General features: G+C 59.4%; 17 protein-coding genes. 12 read left to right on the top strand and 5 right to left on the bottom strand.

Annotated elements, in window-relative coordinates:
• Positions 1 to 210: 210 nt before the first annotated feature.
• Genes PH552_RS03535 through PH552_RS03525 form a run of 3 tightly spaced genes read left to right on the top strand, consistent with a single transcriptional unit; the run spans position 211 to position 2,524 of the window.
• On the top strand, positions 211 to 462 hold the full coding sequence (locus tag PH552_RS03535) for a PepSY domain-containing protein (protein ID WP_245430540.1): 252 nt from the start codon (positions 211 to 213) through the stop codon (positions 460 to 462).
• A 2-nt stretch (positions 463 to 464) separates the two neighbouring features.
• Positions 465 to 1,136, top strand: coding sequence for a response regulator transcription factor (locus tag PH552_RS03530; RefSeq protein ID WP_113248853.1), 672 nt, complete (start codon positions 465 to 467; stop codon positions 1,134 to 1,136).
• Positions 1,133 to 2,524, top strand: coding sequence for a sensor histidine kinase (locus PH552_RS03525; protein ID WP_183761876.1), 1,392 nt, complete (start codon positions 1,133 to 1,135; stop codon positions 2,522 to 2,524). Before PH552_RS03530 ends, PH552_RS03525 begins: the two co-directional genes overlap by 4 nt.
• 35 nt (positions 2,525 to 2,559) lie before the next feature.
• Here the strand turns inward: PH552_RS03525 and PH552_RS03520 are convergent, their stop codons facing one another.
• The gene (locus tag PH552_RS03520; protein WP_113248851.1) at positions 2,560 to 3,495 is read right to left on the bottom strand and encodes a sugar-binding transcriptional regulator; all 936 of its coding nucleotides are present in this window, start codon (positions 3,493 to 3,495) and stop codon (positions 2,560 to 2,562) included.
• Positions 3,496 to 3,929: 434 nt separating this feature from the next.
• On the opposite strand from PH552_RS03520, the gene PH552_RS03515 reads away from it, so the two are divergent.
• From PH552_RS03515 to PH552_RS03490, 6 genes are all read left to right on the top strand, one after another.
• On the top strand, positions 3,930 to 5,564 hold the full coding sequence (locus tag PH552_RS03515) for an ABC transporter substrate-binding protein (protein ID WP_285165488.1): 1,635 nt from the start codon (positions 3,930 to 3,932) through the stop codon (positions 5,562 to 5,564).
• Between the two features lie 81 nt (positions 5,565 to 5,645).
• The gene (locus PH552_RS03510; protein WP_113248849.1) at positions 5,646 to 6,659 is read left to right on the top strand and encodes an ABC transporter ATP-binding protein; all 1,014 of its coding nucleotides are present in this window, start codon (positions 5,646 to 5,648) and stop codon (positions 6,657 to 6,659) included.
• Positions 6,656 to 7,639, top strand: a complete 984-nt coding sequence (locus tag PH552_RS03505; RefSeq protein ID WP_113248848.1) for an ABC transporter ATP-binding protein — start codon at positions 6,656 to 6,658, stop codon at positions 7,637 to 7,639. The genes PH552_RS03510 and PH552_RS03505 overlap by 4 nt, the downstream gene beginning before the upstream one ends.
• Positions 7,640 to 7,647: 8 nt before the next feature.
• Positions 7,648 to 8,577: an ABC transporter permease gene (locus tag PH552_RS03500; protein WP_113248847.1), complete on the top strand. Its 930-nt coding sequence runs from the start codon at positions 7,648 to 7,650 to the stop codon at positions 8,575 to 8,577.
• Between the two features lie 10 nt (positions 8,578 to 8,587).
• Positions 8,588 to 9,466: an ABC transporter permease gene (locus PH552_RS03495; RefSeq protein ID WP_113248846.1), complete on the top strand. Its 879-nt coding sequence runs from the start codon at positions 8,588 to 8,590 to the stop codon at positions 9,464 to 9,466.
• A 12-nt stretch (positions 9,467 to 9,478) separates the two neighbouring features.
• Complete coding sequence (locus tag PH552_RS03490) at positions 9,479 to 10,222, top strand: glycerophosphodiester phosphodiesterase family protein (RefSeq protein WP_113248845.1); 744 nt, start codon at positions 9,479 to 9,481, stop codon at positions 10,220 to 10,222.
• A gap of 118 nt (positions 10,223 to 10,340) precedes the next feature.
• Here the strand turns inward: PH552_RS03490 and PH552_RS03485 are convergent, their stop codons facing one another.
• A complete protein-coding gene (locus PH552_RS03485) occupies positions 10,341 to 11,147 on the bottom strand; it encodes an MBL fold metallo-hydrolase (protein WP_113249068.1) in 807 nt (268 codons plus the stop codon).
• A 407-nt stretch (positions 11,148 to 11,554) separates the two neighbouring features.
• Between PH552_RS03485 and PH552_RS03480 the strand changes: the two genes are divergently transcribed.
• Entirely contained in the window at positions 11,555 to 13,240 is a 1,686-nt protein-coding gene (locus tag PH552_RS03480; protein WP_113248844.1) for a Na/Pi cotransporter family protein, read from the top strand.
• Entirely contained in the window at positions 13,233 to 13,721 is a 489-nt protein-coding gene (locus tag PH552_RS03475) for an NUDIX hydrolase (protein ID WP_112345782.1), read from the top strand. The genes PH552_RS03480 and PH552_RS03475 overlap by 8 nt, the downstream gene beginning before the upstream one ends.
• 373 nt (positions 13,722 to 14,094) lie before the next feature.
• Here the strand turns inward: PH552_RS03475 and PH552_RS03470 are convergent, their stop codons facing one another.
• Genes PH552_RS03470 through PH552_RS03460 form a run of 3 tightly spaced genes read right to left on the bottom strand, consistent with a single transcriptional unit; the run spans position 14,095 to position 17,515 of the window.
• Positions 14,095 to 14,532, bottom strand: coding sequence for a toxin-activating lysine-acyltransferase (locus PH552_RS03470; protein ID WP_113248843.1), 438 nt, complete (start codon positions 14,530 to 14,532; stop codon positions 14,095 to 14,097).
• A 5-nt stretch (positions 14,533 to 14,537) separates the two neighbouring features.
• Positions 14,538 to 15,863, bottom strand: a complete 1,326-nt coding sequence (locus PH552_RS03465) for an HlyD family type I secretion periplasmic adaptor subunit (RefSeq protein ID WP_113248842.1) — start codon at positions 15,861 to 15,863, stop codon at positions 14,538 to 14,540.
• Entirely contained in the window at positions 15,860 to 17,515 is a 1,656-nt protein-coding gene (locus tag PH552_RS03460) for a peptidase domain-containing ABC transporter (RefSeq protein WP_113248841.1), read from the bottom strand. The genes PH552_RS03465 and PH552_RS03460 overlap by 4 nt, the downstream gene beginning before the upstream one ends.
• A gap of 713 nt (positions 17,516 to 18,228) precedes the next feature.
• Here PH552_RS03460 and PH552_RS03455 point away from each other — a divergent pair.
• A complete protein-coding gene (locus PH552_RS03455) occupies positions 18,229 to 18,894 on the top strand; it encodes a CPBP family intramembrane glutamic endopeptidase (protein WP_113248840.1) in 666 nt (221 codons plus the stop codon).
• Positions 18,895 to 19,167 lie beyond the last annotated feature (273 nt).

Raw genomic sequence — 19,167 nt, 5'->3', positions numbered from 1 at the left:
GATCAGCGTGCCATTTGTCAACGCTTATACACCCTCCAATTTGCAGCTCTCTTACGGGGGTTGTCAGGGAACTGTAATGTTGAGAAAGTTATGGTTTACCGGTGCAGGATGCGACCTGCGAGCATGTGAAGAAGGATTGATTCGTTGCGCATATTCGAGCGAAGAGCCGGCAGGCCCCGCCGACTGTCCGTTCTCCTGGTGGCAGCTTCGTTGAGTTCCATAGGCATGGAGGCATCGGCCCGTCCGCATAGCAGCGTGCTGGTGGAGGATGCCGGTACGCTGCGGCCACTGCGCGACATCTATGCCGTCGTTGCACGCGAAATGCCGGGACGGGTGCTGCGAATCAAGCGGGTTCGCCGCGCCGGCCATCAGGCCTATGCCGTGCGCGTGCTGAAACCCGACGGCAAGCGCGGCGATATCGTGCTCGACGGTGCAACGCTCGCCGTGATCGAGAGACGCTGACGATGCGCATTCTCATAGCCGAGGACGAGCCCAGCATCGTGGCGGATATGCGCCGCTGCCTGGAAGACCAGCACTATGTCGTCTCGACCGTGAGCAACGGCGAAGAGGCATGGTATCGCGGTGATATCGAGCATTTCGATCTCGTTATCCTGGATCTTGGGCTGCCGAAGCTCGACGGCCTGACGGTATTGCGACGCTGGCGTGCCGAGCGCCGCGGCATGCCTGTCATCATATTGACGGCCCGTGACGGCTGGCGCGACAAGGTCGACGGCATGGATGCAGGTGCCGACGACTATTTGACCAAGCCCTTCCGAATGGAGGAGCTTCTCGCCCGCGTGCGCGCACTGATGCGCCGCGCCGCCGGACAATCCTCTCCCATACTTTCCAATGGCGTGCTGGAACTCGACACGCGCCAGCGCACGGTTTCGTTTCGCGGGCAGCCGGTGCAGGTCACGGCCCTTGAATATCGGCTTCTGGCCTATTTGATGCACAATGTCGGTACCGTCCTGTCGCGGTCGCAGATCGCCGACAGTATCTATGACGAGGAAACGGAACTGCTGTCGAACGCGCTCGAAGTCGTCGTCGCGCGCCTGCGGCGCAAATTCGATGGGACGGTCATCGAGACTCGTCGGGGCCAGGGTTATATCATCCCGCGCGAGGCGCCGCCGTCATGACACCGTTCTCGCTGCGGGGGCGGTTGCTGCTGGGTTCCGTGGTGGCGATCATCGTTGCAACCTTTCTGGCCGGGGTCGGCATCAACGCCATTTCCGGACTGGCGGTGAGGGCGCTTGCACTTTCCGAGATAGACGAGGAACTGCGCGTTCTGCTGGCGGCGGTCGATATCAATGCCTCCAATCAGCTCTTCCTCGACGATACGCCGACGGATCCCCGTTTCGGCATTCCGAATGGCGGTTTTTACTGGCAGGTCGGGCGCAACGGCACCGTCGAACTACGCTCGCAATCGCTCTGGGAGCAGAACCTGCCCTGGCTGCGTGCCCGTCCCCGCGATGCCGGCCGGGCAACGGATATGAAAGGGCCGAACGGCAGCCATCTTCTCGCCGTCGAACGATCCATCTCGATCCCCTCGGCCACCGGTGACCAGATCGTCGACATCGTCATGGCGCTCGACAACAGTGAGCTTGCGCCGGCGCGCTGGCGCTTCTTCTATGCCATGGCACCCTCCCTTGGCGTGCTATCGGTCGCCCTGATCGGGGCGGTCGTGGTATTTCTGCGCTATGGATTGCGGCCGCTGAACGATCTCCGCACGGCGTTGATGGCGGTCCAGGAGCGATCCGCACGAAAGATCACGGGCCAGTTTCCGCGCGAGGTCCAGCCCCTGGTGGACGATCTCAACGGTCTGCTGGCGTCCCGCGAGACGCAGCTGACCCAGGCGCGCGCTCGCGCCGGCGATCTCGCGCATGGCCTCAAGACTCCGCTGGCGGCTCTCGAGGCTACGGCGCGGATGCTTTCGGAGGAGGGCATGTCGGAGCGTGCCGCGGCAATCCAGGCGGAGGTCAGCCGTATGGAAGCGCAGATCAAGCGGACGCTGGCGCAGACCCGCGCGAGCCTGGCAGCCGCCCATACGGTCGGCGTCATGGATGCCAGCGCAGACCTGCAGAAGATCATCTCCGTCATGCGGCGCCTGTCGGCGGATCGGGAGATCGAGTTCGAGCTCACGGCACCCGCCGAGATGTGGCTGGCGGTGGACGAAGCGGATTTCGCCGATATTACCGGCAACCTGATCGACAATGCCAGGAAGTGGGCAGCGGGAAGGGTCGAGGTTCGTCTGTCGCTGCAGCCCGAACTCGAAGGCGTGAGGTTGCTCATCGAGGATGACGGTCCCGGCCTGCCCGAGGATGCGGAGATCGCCTTCATCCGCCGTGGCCGGCGACTGGACGAAAGCATCGCCGGAACCGGCTTCGGTCTTGCGATCGCCAAGGATCTGGCCGAGGCCTATGACGGCAAGCTGACGCTCGCCCGCTCCGATCTCGGTGGATTGTCTGTGACCGTCACTTTGCCGGCGCGACTGGTCAAGGACAAGCAAATGGCACCGGAAGTCTGAAGTCGTTCGAGGAACGCTTTTGCTGCCCGATATCATCAGGCGGACAATAACAGCTTTGCGCTCTCCTCGTCCGTGACAAGCGACGTCGCCAGTCCGGCCCGGATCGCCGCGCGCAGGATCGCCTGCTTGTGCAGGCCGCCGGAAGCGATGATGCGACAGGGTATGCCGCGATAATCGGCGAGAGGAGGGGCGATCACCTTTCCGTTCAGCGGATGGTCGACAGGAGCGCCGTCCGCGTCGAGATAATGGCCGAGCAGATCTCCGACTGCGCCGGCCATGGCAAGGGTTTCGACATCCGTGCCGGCCGGCAGCCCATAGCGCACCTGGAGCGATTGCCGGGTCATGTCGCCGACACTCAGGAAGGAAATATCCACTTCGCAGGTCTTGCGGAAAATTCCTTCGAAGACAGATTGGGAGATGATCGCTTCTCGCGATTGCGGACTTTCCGCGTAGATCGGAGCGAGAAAATAGTGGCATTCCGCCTTCAGCACCTGGGCGAAGCCTCGGACGATTTCAAACGTGTTGATTTCAGAGCCGCGCGCCAGCCCGCCCATCATCGAGCGCACCTCGATCTGCGTTTCGCTCGCGGGTGTCATATGGCTCACCGTTTCGCGCAGCGTCGCGCCCCAGCCAACGCCGATCGAGCGCGGCCGGCGTGCCTGGATCAGCCGACCCAGATAGGCCGCGGCACCGCGGCCGATTGCCTGATGGAGCAGGCGCGAATCGGCCGGCGTCGGAACCACGACAGCGCCTTCGAGGCCGAAGCGCTCGCATAAGCGCGATTCGAGCTCGATGCTGGCGGTGAGCGGGGAGGCGAAGCTCACCCTGACGATCCCTTCCTCCACGGCGGCTGCGAGCAACTCGTTCACCCGCCGGCGGGTAAGGGTCATCCGCTCCGCGATCTGTGCCTGGGTCAGGCCTTCCACGTGGTAGAGCCATGCCGCCCGGATCTTCATCTCGTGCACTTCCATATTTCGCCTGCCCACATGCCCAAAAGTTACAAACATCACATAGGTGTAACATATGTAACGTAATGCCATCGGCATGACGATAGAGTTTCTGATTTCCGATTGCGACACGGCATCAATCGACAGCGGGCCAATATCCGGCGGCACGCTCGCTCGGGCGCTTCAAGAGGCCGGCGTCTCCATGAGCGAAGAGGTCCACCGTCGCTTCCTGCACGTTTTCAGCGGAGCGCCCGGCGCCTTTGCATCCAGGAATGCGGCCGCCAGATGATCTCGGCGCGCGGATATTTCGCGCGACGAAACCGCTCCTCGCCGCATCTGCGGTGGGCGCGTTAACCGAAACTTCATGAAGCCGTCAACCTGGCGACATGCAAGCGATCTTAATAGGCAAGGCCGCGCGGCTCCGGGGGGCTCGTGGGTCATCACAAGAGGAGTTTCCGATGCTTTCGATCAATCGACGCGGCGCGCTCGGCCTGCTCGGCGCAACCGCCGGCACGCTCATGCTGCCGCGCTTCGCTTTCAGCCAGGCCAAGCGTCCGTCCATCACCATCGCGGTCCAGAAGATCACCAATAACAACACGCTCGACATATGGAACGAGCAGTCCAACGTCGGCGAGCGCGTCTTCTTCCCGAACCTTTGGGAAGGCCTGATCCTGCGCGACTGGATGGGCAACCAGGGGCCGGTTCCGGGCCTTGCCACCGAGTGGAAGCGCCTCGACGACAGGACGCTCGAACTCAAGCTGCGCCAGGGCGTGAAGTTCCACAATGGGGATGAACTCACCGCCGAAGACGTCGCCTTCTCCTTCTCGCGCGAGCGCTTGTTCGGCAATACCGAGCCCGCAGGCGGCAAAACGATCTTCGAAGACGATCACAAGCCCGCAACCGTCAAGGAATTGCCGGCCACCATTCCCGGCATCGGCCGCCGTCTGTGGCCGGCGCTCGCCGGGGTCGAGATCGTCGATAAATATACGGTTCGTTTCCACAACGCGACGCCCGACGTGACGATGGAAGGCCGTCTGTATTCCTTCGGCAGTCAGATTGCCAACCGCCGCAGCTGGGATGAGGCCGCCGCCTATGCCGATTGGGCTCGCAAGCCCATTACCACCGGTCCCTACATGGTCGGCGAATTCAAGCCCGACGTTTCGCTGACGCTGATCGCCTTCGACCAATACTGGGGCGGCCGCCCGCCGCTCGAGCAGATCCGTTTCGTCGAGGTTCCGGAAGTCGCCTCGCGCGTCAATGGCCTGCTTTCGGGCGAATACGACTTCGCCTGCGACTTGCCGCCGGACCAGATTGCCACGGTCCAGGCTGCTCCGGGCTATGAAGTTCAAAACTCGATGATCTGGAACCATCGCATTTCGGTCTTCAACGTGCAGAATCCCGTCCTTGCCAACCCGCTGGTGCGTCGCGCCATGACGCATGCCATCGATCGTCAGGCGATCGTCGACGCGCTTTGGGGCGGAAAGACCGTCGTCCCGGCCGGCCTGCAGTTCGATTCTTTCCGTTCCAGCGACATGTTCATCGAAGGCTGGAAGGTTCCGGAATATGATCCGAAGCTTGCCCAGGATCTTCTGAAGCAGGCGAACTACAAAGGCGATGCGATACCGTTCCGCCTGCTGAACAATTACTACACCAACCAGACGGCCAACGGCCAGATCATGGTGGAGATGTGGAAGCAGGTCGGCATCAACGTCGAGATCCAAATGAAGGAAAACTGGGCCCAGATCCACGATCCGGCCGGCGTCAAGGGCGTTCGCGACTGGTCGGCCGGCAACAGCATCAACGACCCGATCACGCCCCTGGTCGTGCAGTTCGGCCCGAACGGCGAAGTCCAGCAGAAGAAGGATTGGAGCAACGAGGAGATGAACAAGCTCTCCGTCGTCATGGAAACCTCGACCGACCGTGAGCTGCGCAAGAAGGCCGTCGCCCGCATGCTCGAGATCTGCGAACGCGAAGACCCGGCCTACCAGGTCCTGCATCAGAATGCCGTCTTCACCGGCATGAAGTCATCGCTGAAGTGGAAGGCGGCTCCGGCTTTCGCCATGGACTTCCGCTCCACCAACTGGTTGATCTGACCAGCTCATCGCTTCGGCCCGCGGCGGTGGCAAGCCCGCCGCGGGCCGTCTTTTGCTTCGAACGAAATGCGGGGATGAAACATGGGCACGACCGGCTCCAGCCTTGTGGAACTGCGCGATCTGACGGTCGCCTTCGACGGGGTGCAGGTTCTCCACGGCATCGATCTCGATGTCGGCAGGGGTGAGGCGCTCGGCCTTGTCGGCGAATCCGGCTGCGGCAAGTCGGTGACCTGGCTGGCGGCACTTGGCCTGTTGCCCGCCAAGGCGGGTGTTGCCGGCTCCGTCAAGCTCGAAGGCCGCGAGCTGATCGGCGGGCAGCGTGCCGTGCTCGAAAGCGTGCGTGGCAAGCGCATTGCCATGATCTTCCAGGATCCGTCGAGTTCCCTCAATCCGGTGCTGCGCATCGGCCGGCAGATTGCCGAGGCGCTCGCTGCCCACCGCGGCCTGCGCGGCGAGGCCGCAAGAGCGGAGGCGATACGGCTGATGGATATGGTCGGCATTCCCGACGCGCGTCGCCGCTTCGATTCCTATCCGCATGAATTTTCCGGCGGCCAGTGCCAGCGCCTGATGATCGCCATGGCACTTGCCGGCCAACCCGATCTTCTGATTGCCGACGAGCCGACGACGGCGCTCGACGCTACAATCCAGGCGCAGATCCTCGATCTGCTGATCGAGCTTCGCGCCGAGACCGGCATGGCGACCGTCTTCATCAGCCATGATCTGGGTGCCGTCAGCCAGGTGTGCGAGCGCATCTGCGTCATGTATGCGGGGCGCATTGTAGAGGAGGGCAGTGTCGAGCAGCTTTTCTCCGAACCGCGGCATCCCTATACGCGTGGCCTGTTCGACGCCATTCCCCGCATCGATGGTGGCCGCGAACGGCTGATCCCCATTCGCGGCACCGTGCCGAATCCGAAACATCTGCCGAAGGGCTGTTCCTTCTCGCCGCGCTGTATGCGTGCCGTCGAGGACTGCCGCAACGAGCGGCCGCAGCTTGTTACGCTCGAAGACGGACGCAAGCTTGCCTGTCTGCGGCCCGTGCCAGCAGCAGGGGCTTCCGAGATCCGGTCCGATATTCCGGAGGGCCTGTTGCAATGACCCCGCTCATCGAAGCTCGCAACCTTGTGCGCATCTATGGCATGCGCAGCGGCCTCTTCGGCCGTCCAAGCTCGGTGCGCGCCGTCGATGGCGTGTCGCTGGCGGTCGCGCCCGGCGAGACGCTCGGCATCGTCGGCGAATCCGGTTCCGGCAAGTCGACGCTCGGGCGCATGCTCCTTGGGATCGATGACGCTCAGGAAGGCGCAATTCATTTCGAAGGTCGGCCGATGCCCGAACGCGGCAGCGCGGAGTGGCGCAGACTGCGGGCGAAAATGCAGCTCGTCTTCCAGGATCCGCTTGCAGCCCTCGACCGCCGCCTGACGATCGCCGCCCAGATCGCTGAACCGCTCGAGATCCATAAGCTCATTCCGAAGGAACATCATGCCATGCGCGTGGCGGAGCTCATGGCCGCCGTGGGGCTGCGTGGCGACCAGGCGGAGCGCTATCCCCATGAGCTTTCCGGCGGTCAGCGGCAGCGCGCGGTGATTGCCCGGGCGCTCGCCTCGCGACCGAGGCTTCTGGTGTGCGACGAACCCGTTTCGGCCCTCGACGTGTCGATCCAGGCACAGGTCATCAACATGATGCGGGACCTGCAGGAGCAGAACGGCATCGCCATGGTCTTCATCAGTCACGATCTGAAGGTGGTGCGCAACGTCGCAGACCGCGTCGCCGTGATGTATCTCGGCCGCATCATGGAGGAGGCCTCTTCCGACGTCATCTTCCATTCGCCGCAGCACCCTTACACCAGGGCGCTGGTTTCGAGCATTCCCGTGCCCGGCAAGCCGCTACGCGATCGCGTCATCCTGCAAGGCGAGCCGCCAAACCCCGCAAGCCGCCCATCCGGCTGCGCCTTCCATCCCCGCTGCCCGTTGGCGCGCGACATATGCCGCTCCACCGCACCGGAACTGCGCGAGATTGGCGATGGACGCACTGCCGCCTGTCACGTCGTGACGGGTGAAACCACGCCGGTCGCGGCATAGGGGCCATCATGATTCGCTTTGTTCTCGTCCGCCTCTTCCGTGCCGCACTGACGATCCTGGCCGTCATCACCTTCGCTTTCGTCGTGCTGCGCATGTCGGGCGATCCGGCCCTGGTGATGCTCGGGCCTGATGTGCCGCAGGAAGCGGTCGATGCCTTCCGCAAGTCCTGGGGTCTCGACCAGCCACTATGGGTTCAATATATCGCCTATATCAAATCGATCTTCACCGGCGATTTCGGCGTCTCGATGCGCGACAAGGCTTCGGCGCTGCATCTGGTGCTGGAACGCGTGCCCGCAACCCTGCAGCTGACGATCCCAGCCCTCGTTCTCAAGCTCGTCCTCGGCATCCCGGCGGGTGTCTATGCCGCCTTGCATCGCCAGAGCTTTACGGACCGCGGCGTCATCCTTGCCGCCGTGCTCGGCTTTACCATTCCCTCTTTCGTCATGGGGCTGGTGCTCGTGCTGATCTTCTCCGTCATTCTCGGCTGGCTGCCCTCAGGCGGACAGGACACCTGGATGCACGGTATCCTGCCGACGCTGACCATGAGCATCGGCGGGATCGGCATCCTCGCGCGTTTCTCGCGCAGCGCCATGATCGAGGTCATGGGGCAGCCCTATATCCGCACGGCTTCCGCCAAGGGGCTGACATGGCGCGATGTGGTCTGGAAGCATGCCCTGCCGAATGCGGCGGTGCCGATCGTCACCATCGTCGGCTTCATGGTCGGCTCGCTGCTTGCCGGCGCGGTCGTGGTGGAATCGATCTTTTCCTGGCCGGGCATCGGACGCCTGCTGGTGGTTTCGGTCAGCAACCGCGACCTTGCCGTCGTTCAATGCATCCTGCTCATCATCGCCGCCGCCATGGTCGTGTCGAATCTCGTCGTCGACCTGCTCTATGGCTGGCTCGACCCGCGCCTTCGCTCGCATGCGGCGCGACACTGAGGAGAATATGATGGCTACTGCTGATCTTATCGAAACGCCGGTCTCCCGAAAGCAGGGCGGCCTCGTTTCCTTCCTGCGTCGCAACGTGCCGTTTTCGGTCGCTCTTTGCCTGCTATGGCTTGCGGCCATGGTCGCGACCGCAATTTTTGCCGATCATATCCGCCCCTTCAACATCACCGCCATGGATCTGACCAGCCGGCTGTCTGCGCCGGGCGGGGCCAAGCATCTGCTCGGCACCGACGAACTCGGCCGCGATGTGCTTTCGCGCCTCATTCAGTCGATCCGGGTCTCGCTTGTGATCGCCTTTGGCGCGACGCTGCTATCTTCGATCTTCGGCACACTGCTCGGCTTCCTGGCGGCGCAGTTCCGTGGTTTCGTGGAGCATCTGGTCCTGATGCTCGCGGATTTCCAGGCGGCGCTGCCTTTCCTCATCATGTCGCTGGCGGTGCTCGCCTTCTTCGGTTCCTCGATGCTGCTGCTCGTATGTCTCATGGGTTTTTACGGCTGGGAGCGCTATGCGCGCATCGCGCGAGGGCTTGCCATCGCCGCTGGCGCTCAGGGCTATGCCGCCGCGGTGGTGCAGCTCGGCGCGACACCGGCACGGGTTTACCTGCGCCATATCCTGCCCAATGTCGCCTCGACGCTGATCGTTTCCATGACGCTGACTTTCCCTGAAATCATCCTGATGGAAAGCGGTCTGTCCTTTCTCGGCCTCGGCGTACAGCCGCCGGAAACCAGCCTTGGCAACATGGTCGGCTTCGGCCGGGAGTATCTGACGCGCGCTCCCTGGATCATGCTGGCGCCCGCCATCGTCATCATGCTGACAACGCTCTCCATTTCGCTCGTCGGCGATTGGCTGCGCGACAAGCTCGATCCCACGATCCGATAGGAAACATGCTCCATGACCCTGATTACCGGCCATCGCGGCGCCCGCAACCTCTGGCCCGAAAATTCGCTCACCGGCTTTCGCAATGCTGCCCAGCTAGGTGTGAACGCCGTTGAATTCGATGTCCATCTGACGCTGGCCGGCGAGCTCGTCGTCATTCACGATCCGACCCTTGAACGCACTACCGAGAGCGCCGGTCCCGTACAGGATTTGTCGATCGAGGGCCGCAAGGCGACGCGGCTGAAGGGCACGGATGAGGCCATTCCAACCCTTGCCGAAGTGCTGCAGGTGCTTGCACCGAACGAAGCCATCGACCTGTATGTCGAAATCAAGGTCGACGGGAATGGAACCCCTTACCCGGATATTGCGGCGCGGGTCGCAAGCGAGCTAGCCCGCTTCGGCATCGAGGAGCGCTCCTATCTGACCTCCTTCGACCTTTCGGTCCTGGAGGATTGCCGCCATCATGCTCCGAAAATCTCGCGTCTCGTTTCCGTCAACGCCGCCTGGGCTGAAAGGCAGGGCGGGCTTGCCGCCTTCATCGACCGGGTGGATGAGCTGGTGAAGATCATCGCCATCCACCACGAGCTTATGGAAGCCGAATGGGATCTGATCCGCAATCGGCTGCCTTTGGAACGGCTCTGCGTCTGGACGATCAACGACGAGGCAAACCTCCGCCATTGGCTGGGGCGGGGGATCGGCAGCCTGACTTCGGATAGCCCCGATCTCGCATTGAAGCTGCGCTCGACGATCATGGCATGATCTTCCGCGCCGGCTGGCGTGGACGGTCCGGCAGATTTTCGCTGACGGCGATAATCCCCGGATGACGTGCATATCCGTACCGGATCGATCCCGCACGCGGATCGGGAGTAGGGGCACTCTAGCCTGCGATCGCCTTGACATATCTCTCAGCCGAGCGTTCCACCACGCGGTTGCCGTCGCTCTCGACGGTGCGGCCGGGGAATGCGCCATAGATCGCCTCGAACCGGTATGGCTGCACGGCCTGCGAAATTGCCGTGACCGCCTTGGCGGCGAGGGGGATGAGGTTCGGATAGCTGCGCATGAAGCTGACGAATTTGCGGTCCATGGTGACCTGCATGGTGTCGCCGACGAAAAGGGCGCCTCGGCCACCCTCGAGCCAGGGACAATGGAGCACGGAACTGCCATCGAAATGACCGCCGCAGCGGATCATGGTCGCCTGGCCGATCCGCAGCGTTTCACCGGTCCAGAGGCGCAGGGCGGGGCCGGATCTTTGCACCCATTTGGCATCATCGGCGTGGATATGGACCGGTGCGTTATCGAAGGCCGCACTCCACTCGATCATCGACGAATAGAAATGGGGATGGGAGATCGCAATCGCGCTCAAGCCGCCCATGGCGACAATCCGGGTTTTGCTGGGCTCATCGACGAGACTGAGGCAATCCCAGAGGATATTGCCGGCCGGACCTTCGATCAGAAATGCGCGCTGGCCTATGCCGAAAGAAGGCGAGATCTGCAGGCTGTGAACGCCTTCCGCTTCTTTATTCCAGGTCACGCTATGGGTTTGGTCAAGTGCTCCCATATCTGTCCATTCCTGCCCTGATTGGGGCACGAATTGACGATCGTCCTCGCATATCGGGCAGGTTGGAGGTGGTGCGCCGCTTTCGCGGAACTGCGTGCCGCATGTGATGCAGATAAAACACGTCATCTTGAAGCCCTCGGCTGCTTGTCTTCCCATCTTCCAGGCTTGCGGGCAGGGGACCCCGCGCGCCAAAGGTCTATGCTGATTTTTATGCTATATTGGCCAGACGTCGGACGGATCAAATCGAAAAAGCGGCAATGCCATCGGATAATAGCGTTGCGGACCGAAAATCGTCGTTTTCAGACGGACCTTTCCAGACGAAATGAATATTTATCCTAGATGATGACGGGATTTACGTCATTTCATCACCATGATTTTAAACAGTAAAATTGTTCTCCCGTTCGTTTTTATGACAATCTGGTCTTGCAAAAGGCATAAAGGCAAAGAAACATAGTCGGCTAATAAAAGTTTGGTTAGTCGAGATACTGATGTTCGGCATTCGTCCGGGCATTGCTGACATACGGAGAACCGCTATGGCGCTTATTTTCGGCCTTGTTGCTTTGGCCGGCCACATTGCCCTGTTGCTCTGGGGCACGCGCATGGTCCAGACAGGCATTCAACGCGCCTTCGGCCCGGATCTTCGCTCTTTTCTCGGCCGCGCCTTGAGCAATCGCATGAAGGCGTTTTTCGCCGGGATCGGCGTCACCGCAATCCTGCAGAGCAGCACGGCAACCGGCCTGATGGCGTCGGGCTTTGCAGCCGGCGGGCTGGTGGATCTCGTGCCGGCGCTTGCCGTCATGCTGGGCGCCAATGTGGGAACCACGCTGATCGTGCAGGTGCTGTCCTTCGATGTCGCGGCTGCTTCGCCAGCGCTCATCCTTATCGGCGTCCTGATGTTTCGGCGGGTCGCGAATTCGCGCATTCACGATCTCGGGCGCGTCATGATCGGGCTCGGCTTCATGCTTCTGGCGCTGCATCAGTTGCTCGATCTGATGACGCAATATGAAGGGTCTAAGGCGCTTGCCTATGTGCTGGATGCGATTGCCGCAACACCGGTGCTCAGCATGCTTCTGGCGGCGATCCTCACATGGGCCGCCCATTCCAGCGTTGCCGTGGTGCTGCTCATCATGTCCCTGGCAAGCAAGGGTCTTGTCGATCTCGATCAGGCCTTTGCTCTCGTTCTCGGCGCCAATCTGGGAACCGCGATCAACCCGCTGATCGAAGGGCAGTCGGGCGCCGATCTATCCGTCAAGCGGCTGCCGATCGGCAACATGCTGACACGCATTGTCGGGGTGATCGCGGTGATCGGCCTCTTGGAGCCCGCCACGCGCCTGTCGGCGATGGTCGACAGCGACAGCGGCCGTGCGGTCGCCAATTTTCATAGTGCCTTCAATGTCGTTCTGGCGGTGGTCTTCATGCCGCTGCTGCGGCCCTATGCCGATCTTTTGACGAAACTGCTGCCGCAGAAGATCGACGAAGCCGATCCGACACGCCCCAGATATCTCGATCCGGCCGCCAAGGAGACGCCTGTCGTTGCCCTCGGAGCTGCGGCGCGAGAGGCGCTGAGACTGGTCGACGTCTTGTCGGAAATGCTCGCCGGCGCGAAATCAGCGCTGTCGGACACCGACCGGCGGGCATTGGCGCGGCTGCGGTCGCTGGACAACATCCTCGACAGCCTCAACACGGCGGTTAAGACCTATCTGACTTCGATCGATCCCGACGAACTCGGCGAAGCCGACAGGCGGCGTTTGAATGAAATCCTGCTGTTTTCGATGAACATGGAGCATGCCGGCGATGTTCTCGACCAGAACCTGCTGCCGCATCTGGCCAAACGTCTGCGCCGGGGCTTGAGCTTCTCGAAGGAGGGCCAGCTCGAACTGGCAAGGCTGTTCGACCGATTGCAATCGAACCTGCGGACAACGGCAGCCCTGTTCATGACACAGAACGAGAGCGCCGCCCGCATGCTGGCGGAGGAAAAGGTCATCTTCCGCAAGGCGGAGCGCGAGGGAACGGAAGCCCATTTCCAGCGCCTGCGGCAAGGGGGCATCGAGACCGCCGAGACCAGTTCGCTTCACCTCGATCTGCTGCGCGACCTCAAGCAGATCAACTCCCATCTTGTCGCCGCTGCCGCCTATCCCGTTCTGGAAGAGCGCGGTGAACTCTTGCAGAGCCGGACGCCGAGCCCGATGCCGCAGGCGGCCGTGACCGCCAATGAGTAAAAAGACCTATCTCGGCCGTCTGGCCGGCGAAGCGGATAAACTCTTCGCCGGCCGGTCCATCGAACAATATGGCGCGATCTGCTACCGGCGGTCGCAGGGACGGGAGAATGTCGAAATCCTGCTGATCACATCGCGCGAAAGCGGCCGGTGGGTCATTCCCAGGGGTTGGCCGATGGACAAGAAGCTTCCGCATCAGGTCGCCGAACGCGAGGCGTGGGAAGAGGCGGGTGTCAGAGGAAAGGCGAGGAAGAAGCGCTTCGGCTACTATACCTATCTCAAAGTCCTCGGCACCGGCGAGACCGTGCCCTCTATCGTTCAAGTCCACCTTCTCGAAGTCGCCGAATTGGCCGATCGCTTTCCAGAGCGTGGCCAACGCCAACTGCAATGGTTTTCGCCCAATGAAGCGGCCGCTCAGGTCCGCGAGCCGGAGCTGAAGAGCCTGCTGCGCAGGGTGGAGGCGGCCCTCGCGCCGGACAAGTGAGCGAAGCGACGATCGTCCAATCCAATCTGCGAGTAGGTGCGCCTCATTGCGTGTTCCTTCCGAGTGATAACCCATTGGCGTCATTCGCATGCCGCACTTGGAAATAGAATGTACCTTTCCGCATGCAAAAATCAGATAATCTATCTTATGGAACTTACATGGCTACCCCTGACAACACTCTCTGTGGAGCCGGAGCAAACCTGCCGATAAGCTGATCTCCAATGTGTTTCACGGCAGGCTTTAGATTACGGCAAGTTGACCTTGGGTGAAGGAATTCCGCGTCAGATGTTGTCATGGGGAATCCCTCCTTCGGTTCATCGCAACCTCCCCGGCTGGCGATTAAAGCAAAGCATGCGAGAGACGAGGCTCAATTTCAACGAATGTTACGCCACTTCTTAATTCGATTAATTGAGCCATCGGGGTTGCGTTTGATCGAATATCCGTTCTGTCCGGAAAAGTGATTTTGTCGCATATCCCGAATGACCATTGCCGCGTCGCCATAAGGCGCGACAACATCGATGAACCAAAGGTTGTCTCCTGACGCCCATTTTGATTCATGAGGCGTAAGGCCATCGCTCATCAGCTTTAGATGCCTTTCTTCGTCGACGAGTGCCCATGTCACGAAGGCCTTGGGATTGTCCGGCCCAAAAAAGTAAATCTTGCATTGGCCCGCCTTGAGTGCGGGAACGAAGTTCGTTTCCATGTCGGCGACCAACCAGCGTCGGTGAAGCGGAGATTGAAGTGCCAAGAACGCCATACACCCGAGCGCATCCATCGCACCCAATTTTCTGACCGATGAAGTCGTATCCATTGGTGTCATCGCTCCTTCAACCCATTTTGTAGCGCCTTCGTAATAGGTTCGAAAAAGTAGGAAATGAGCCTGCGTGTTGACGTGACGACATCGACGGTCACCGTCATCCCTGGTGAAAAGCCAATGTCCTTGCCGTCCACCAACAATCCAGACTTATCGAGCCGGAGGCGCACGGCATATACCCACTTGGATGCGCCGTTTTCCCGTGCATCCGCCCCGATGCTGGTCACGTGGCCAGGAACGACGCCGAAGCGCTCAGATGGAAAGGCGTCGAACTTTGCGTATGCCTTCTGTCCGCTCTGCAAAAAACCCACGTCTCTGTTATCGAAGAAGGCCTCCACTTCCATGCCACCGTCAGTCGGCACAACACCCATCAAGGTCGCTCCTGCCTCCACGTAGCCGCCCACCGTGTGAACCGTCATATTTTCGACCCGTCCGGCGACCGGTGAACGAAGTGTGAGATTGTTCAGCCTTTCCTGCGCAGCGCGTAATGCAGCATTGGAACTGTCTCGGGCGATCTCCGATTCCCTGAGACGGCGACGCTGCGTGGCGAGATTGTCGGAGATCGCAGATGCCCGCTGACGTCTCGTCGTTTCCGTCGATGCCACCAGGGCAGAAAGTTCGCTTTCGGCTACCCGCGCATCGCTATCGATTGATCTCAACTCTCGAAGCCTATCGAGGTGTTCGTTGCGGCTCATGACCCCCTGCTGCAGTAGAGTATCCGCCGAGGTAAGCTTCTGAGAAACGATGTCACGATCAGTCTTGGCCTTTTCTATGCGGGCATTCTGCGCCTCCTGCTGCAACTCCAATTGTTTCAGTTGAGCATCGGTCTGCAAAATTTGATCGCGCAAGGCAACGAGTGTTGCACGGACAAGCGCCTCGCCTTCTGGCTCCTTCTCGGAGCTAGCAGGCCAGTCCTGACGGAATTTCTGGACGCCAGCCTCGACGAAGCCGGGATTTGCAGGATCTTGTGAGGCAAGTGGCGTAACAATGGCATCAGCCACATCCGCATCGAGCGATTGTTGCTCGATATTGGCCTGGATCCGTTGAATATCACTTTGGGCTGCGGTGGGATCGAGTTTGACCAGGACCTCGCCTTCAGCAACTGTCTGCCCCTCATTGACGTTCAACTCGATGATCTTGCCGTCGGCGAGCGGCTGCACCACCTGAACACGCGATATCGGAACCAATTTTCCAGAGCCACGCGCCACGACTTCTGTCTTGGCAACGATGCTCCCGCCAAGGATGACTGCGAAGAGGATAAGAAGAAGCCAAGTCGTTATTCGGACCGTCGGCGAAGCTCGTGCCATAGATGGCGACACCCCGGTCATGGTCGCACCTGGAGTTTTTCGAGATCGACGACATCCGCTTCGGCACCAAACAGTTCTGGCCGGTGACTTACGATGGCGACGGTGCGAGACTTGGCGAGGTCATTCAGCGTTCGCGTGATAATGGACGCGGACCGCTCATCCAAGGCACTGGTGGGTTCGTCGACAATCAGGATGTTGGGGTTACGCAGGAGAAGGCGGGCCAGCGCCAATCGCTGTCGCTGGCCGCCTGAGAGTGAAGATCCGTGCTCGCCAACATTCGTCTCCATTCCATCCGGAAATTGCTCGATCATTTCTGCACAAGCACTATCCCGTAACGCCGTTTGCATCTCATCATCGGTGGCATCTTCCTTGGCGAGAAGGAGATTTTCTCTGATCGTTCCAGCAAATAATGCCGCTTCCTGTGGCAGGTAGGCTATGTTGGTCCTGATACTTTCGGGGGTGAAGCTATCCATCACCTGATCGTCGATGAAGACGGTACCAGAGTCTGGCGGATACAATCCGCTCAGAACCTTCGCTAGGGTAGATTTTCCAAAGCCTGAGCGCCCCACAATAATGGTCGGTTTTCCAGGTGAAATCGTCAGGTTCAGATTGTCGAGAACTAGACGCTCCGAAGTGTATCCGAACGAAACGGCCTCCAGGCGCAAAGTTGCTGCTCCTTTTAAAATGAGGTTTTGCTTACCCGTTTTGACTTCCGAGGGGGCGTTTAGGACATCCCCGAGACGAAGACGAGCGATCTTGATGCCCTGCCAGTGCTCCCACAGCGACGCCAGTCCAAGGATGGGTGCCGACACATGTCCGGCCAGCAAATGAAACGCTACAAGTTGTCCAAGGGTGATGGAGTTATCCAGAACGAGCATCGCGCCAAAAAAGACGATCAAGATATCAAAAGCATTGCTGAACGCATCGCTGATGATTCCGTTCACAATGTGCAACCTGGTGATCTTGAACCCCAGATCGAGGGAAGCGGACATCGTTCCATCGAGACGCCTGGCATAGCGCTCTTCGGCGGCCTGGGCCTTCACAGTCTCAGCATTCCTGAAGGTCTCGATCATACGGGATTGATGAGCTGAGTTTGCGAGGAACGACTGCTTCAAGCGACGACGCAGGAACGGACCGACTATCGCGATTGCGGCCATCTGCATGGGCAGGATGACGACGATGATCAGGGTAAGAGATGGGCTGATCGAAAAAAGAGCGCCGAGATACACAAATGAGAACACGATATCGATGATCACACCCGAGATGGTTCCAGTCAGAAACCGTCGAATAGTTTCGATTTCACCCATGCGTGCGAACAACTCGCCCACTTGCCATTTTTGCAGGGTGCGGAGCGGCAAATGGAGAACGTGCTCGTAAATACGCCTGCTGAACTCGCGTGTCAGTTGATTGACCAGATCACCGCCGAGATACGTCGACACCGACTTGAATGCACTCTGAAACAAAGCGACGACAACGAGCAGTGCAACAACAATATAAAGACTATCTTCCCGCTGAAATGGGAGAATTCTGTCGATAAGCGCCTGAAAAACAAAAGGTTGAACAAGCCCGAGAAGGCGCAGGACAATAGAAATGATTGAAAGTTCAACTATGTGGCCAGTGTATTTCCCGGTTGTTTTCGTGAACCAGGAAAATGATGCTGGAGTTTCATCCAATGGTTGTTTTCCTATTGGGCGCGACTTTTAGGGTTGATTATAGCCACATCTGGCACAGATAATACTATCTGTGATGCATCACATAATGAAATTTCAACCCAAAGCGCAAGATAGGAGAAGTTTTATGGGTGGTTCATCTGATAGTAGTTCAAACAGCGGATGGGGCGGCCGGATAGGTGCTGCTGTCGGCGGCGTGGTCGGGGGAACGGCTGGATCTGCGGCTGGCCCCATGGGCGGGCGGATCGGCGCTGCAGGCGGCGGGCTCGCTGGCTATGCGATCGGCAACTCCGTAGAGAATAATATTAACAGCGGAGCCTCACCCGACTATGGTGGCTATACCGCGATGGGTGACTACGGTGGAGGCCCCGCATCCGACGGTGGTAGAGGCATTAGCAGCTCCGGAAGCCATAGATAGTTCTCGGAACCGGCGGCAAAGGACATAGATTCTGGTTCTCGTCGGGGTCTATGTCCGATACTGGGGAGGTAACGGTTGAAATATCTTAACATTCTCATACCCCTTGCCATCATAAATCCCCTGTTGATTTTTCTGTTCCCCTTCGGCCTACGGGGAATCGGAGATCATTTCATTTACTTCGCCTTTCTCTCTCCAATTATCTCATTCTTGATATGGGACTTCCTCATTAGTCCATTGTTTAGGCAGCGATGACCCCAACCATTCATTGAAATTCAGGTGGCTAGGCGGCTTTTAGTTCATGGCACAGTTCTGGAAGCGGTTTCTCGTAGCGGTGACAACTATCTGTCGTATGATTTTTCTCGTCTGCGCGGGTGACATCGGAATTATCATAAGCGCAGTATTCGTGGCTTTTCTGATTACCAATATTGCCGGCGTCGTCCTGTCCGCATCGGACGTTACCGGGACGGCACGAACAGAAATAGCCATTGTCGTACCGATCTTGACAATTGACATAGTGCTTTTGGGGTCGATCCTACTGCGTATTCGAGAGATTGCTCAACCGGATCGCGAACATCGCTCGCGGCTCTATGCGTTTGTGACGGGCCTTGTTTTGCTGCTCTTAAAGTCCGCTTGGCAGGGTCTGGACCAGGCAAGCTACAGCTTTTCGGCTACAAGCGTTCTTTTCATACTTACGACCTGCATCATCGCACCGATCTGCGAGGAGCTATTTTTTCGTGGTTATCTATGGCTGAAGCTCCGGAATCATCACTACAACGATAAATTGATCGTTTTCTGCACGACAGTTTTATACATAATACCGCACGTTCCTAATAGTTTGTCGGCATTCTTAGACTATTCACTAATTGGATTTTTTCTTGGGATTATACGATATTTTAGCGGTGGAATACTTCTTTCGTGCGCTTTTCATATGGCTATGAACTTTATCGTGATCTCCGGAATATGAGCGACCATCTCCATGGCGCTACTGCGGTCATGACACCGAACAGATTGAATTTATACTCATCCTCCTCATCTCGGATGCCGTCGGATAGTGCGGCGTAACGATCCGTTATGGCCGCTCCAACGCCTCTCTTGGTCATTTCGTCGGCGATCTCATCAATCAGCGCGGCGATCTCGAGCTGCTCACCAGTGGACGACGGCGGTTGATCGCTCATTCGATCGAGGTGATCGACACTTCGGGCAAGCCAATCAGATGAAATCCGACGCTAAGCCATCC

This window comes from Rhizobium aureum (assembly GCF_030182495.1).
Classification (GTDB): domain Bacteria; phylum Pseudomonadota; class Alphaproteobacteria; order Rhizobiales; family Rhizobiaceae; genus Rhizobium; species Rhizobium tropici_C.
This window is presented reverse-complemented; position numbering and strand designations above follow the sequence as displayed.

Bases quoted from the DNA above. Each gene is read 5' to 3' on its own strand.
- PH552_RS03530 (WP_113248853.1), top strand. From the start codon at position 465: ATGCGCATTCTCATAGCCGAGGACGAGCCCAGCATCGTGGCGGATATG.
- PH552_RS03525 (WP_183761876.1), top strand. From the start codon at position 1,133: ATGACACCGTTCTCGCTGCGGGGGCGGTTGCTGCTGGGTTCCGTGGTG.
- PH552_RS03520 (WP_113248851.1), bottom strand. From the start codon at position 3,495: ATGGAAGTGCACGAGATGAAGATCCGGGCGGCATGGCTCTACCACGTG.
- PH552_RS03515 (WP_285165488.1), top strand. From the start codon at position 3,930: ATGCTTTCGATCAATCGACGCGGCGCGCTCGGCCTGCTCGGCGCAACC.
- PH552_RS03510 (WP_113248849.1), top strand. From the start codon at position 5,646: ATGGGCACGACCGGCTCCAGCCTTGTGGAACTGCGCGATCTGACGGTC.
- PH552_RS03505 (WP_113248848.1), top strand. From the start codon at position 6,656: ATGACCCCGCTCATCGAAGCTCGCAACCTTGTGCGCATCTATGGCATG.
- PH552_RS03500 (WP_113248847.1), top strand. From the start codon at position 7,648: ATGATTCGCTTTGTTCTCGTCCGCCTCTTCCGTGCCGCACTGACGATC.
- PH552_RS03495 (WP_113248846.1), top strand. From the start codon at position 8,588: ATGGCTACTGCTGATCTTATCGAAACGCCGGTCTCCCGAAAGCAGGGC.
- PH552_RS03490 (WP_113248845.1), top strand. From the start codon at position 9,479: ATGACCCTGATTACCGGCCATCGCGGCGCCCGCAACCTCTGGCCCGAA.
- PH552_RS03485 (WP_113249068.1), bottom strand. From the start codon at position 11,147: ATGACGTGTTTTATCTGCATCACATGCGGCACGCAGTTCCGCGAAAGC.
- PH552_RS03480 (WP_113248844.1), top strand. From the start codon at position 11,555: ATGGCGCTTATTTTCGGCCTTGTTGCTTTGGCCGGCCACATTGCCCTG.
- PH552_RS03475 (WP_112345782.1), top strand. From the start codon at position 13,233: ATGAGTAAAAAGACCTATCTCGGCCGTCTGGCCGGCGAAGCGGATAAA.
- PH552_RS03470 (WP_113248843.1), bottom strand. From the start codon at position 14,532: ATGGATACGACTTCATCGGTCAGAAAATTGGGTGCGATGGATGCGCTC.
- PH552_RS03465 (WP_113248842.1), bottom strand. From the start codon at position 15,863: ATGACCGGGGTGTCGCCATCTATGGCACGAGCTTCGCCGACGGTCCGA.
- PH552_RS03455 (WP_113248840.1), top strand. From the start codon at position 18,229: ATGGCACAGTTCTGGAAGCGGTTTCTCGTAGCGGTGACAACTATCTGT.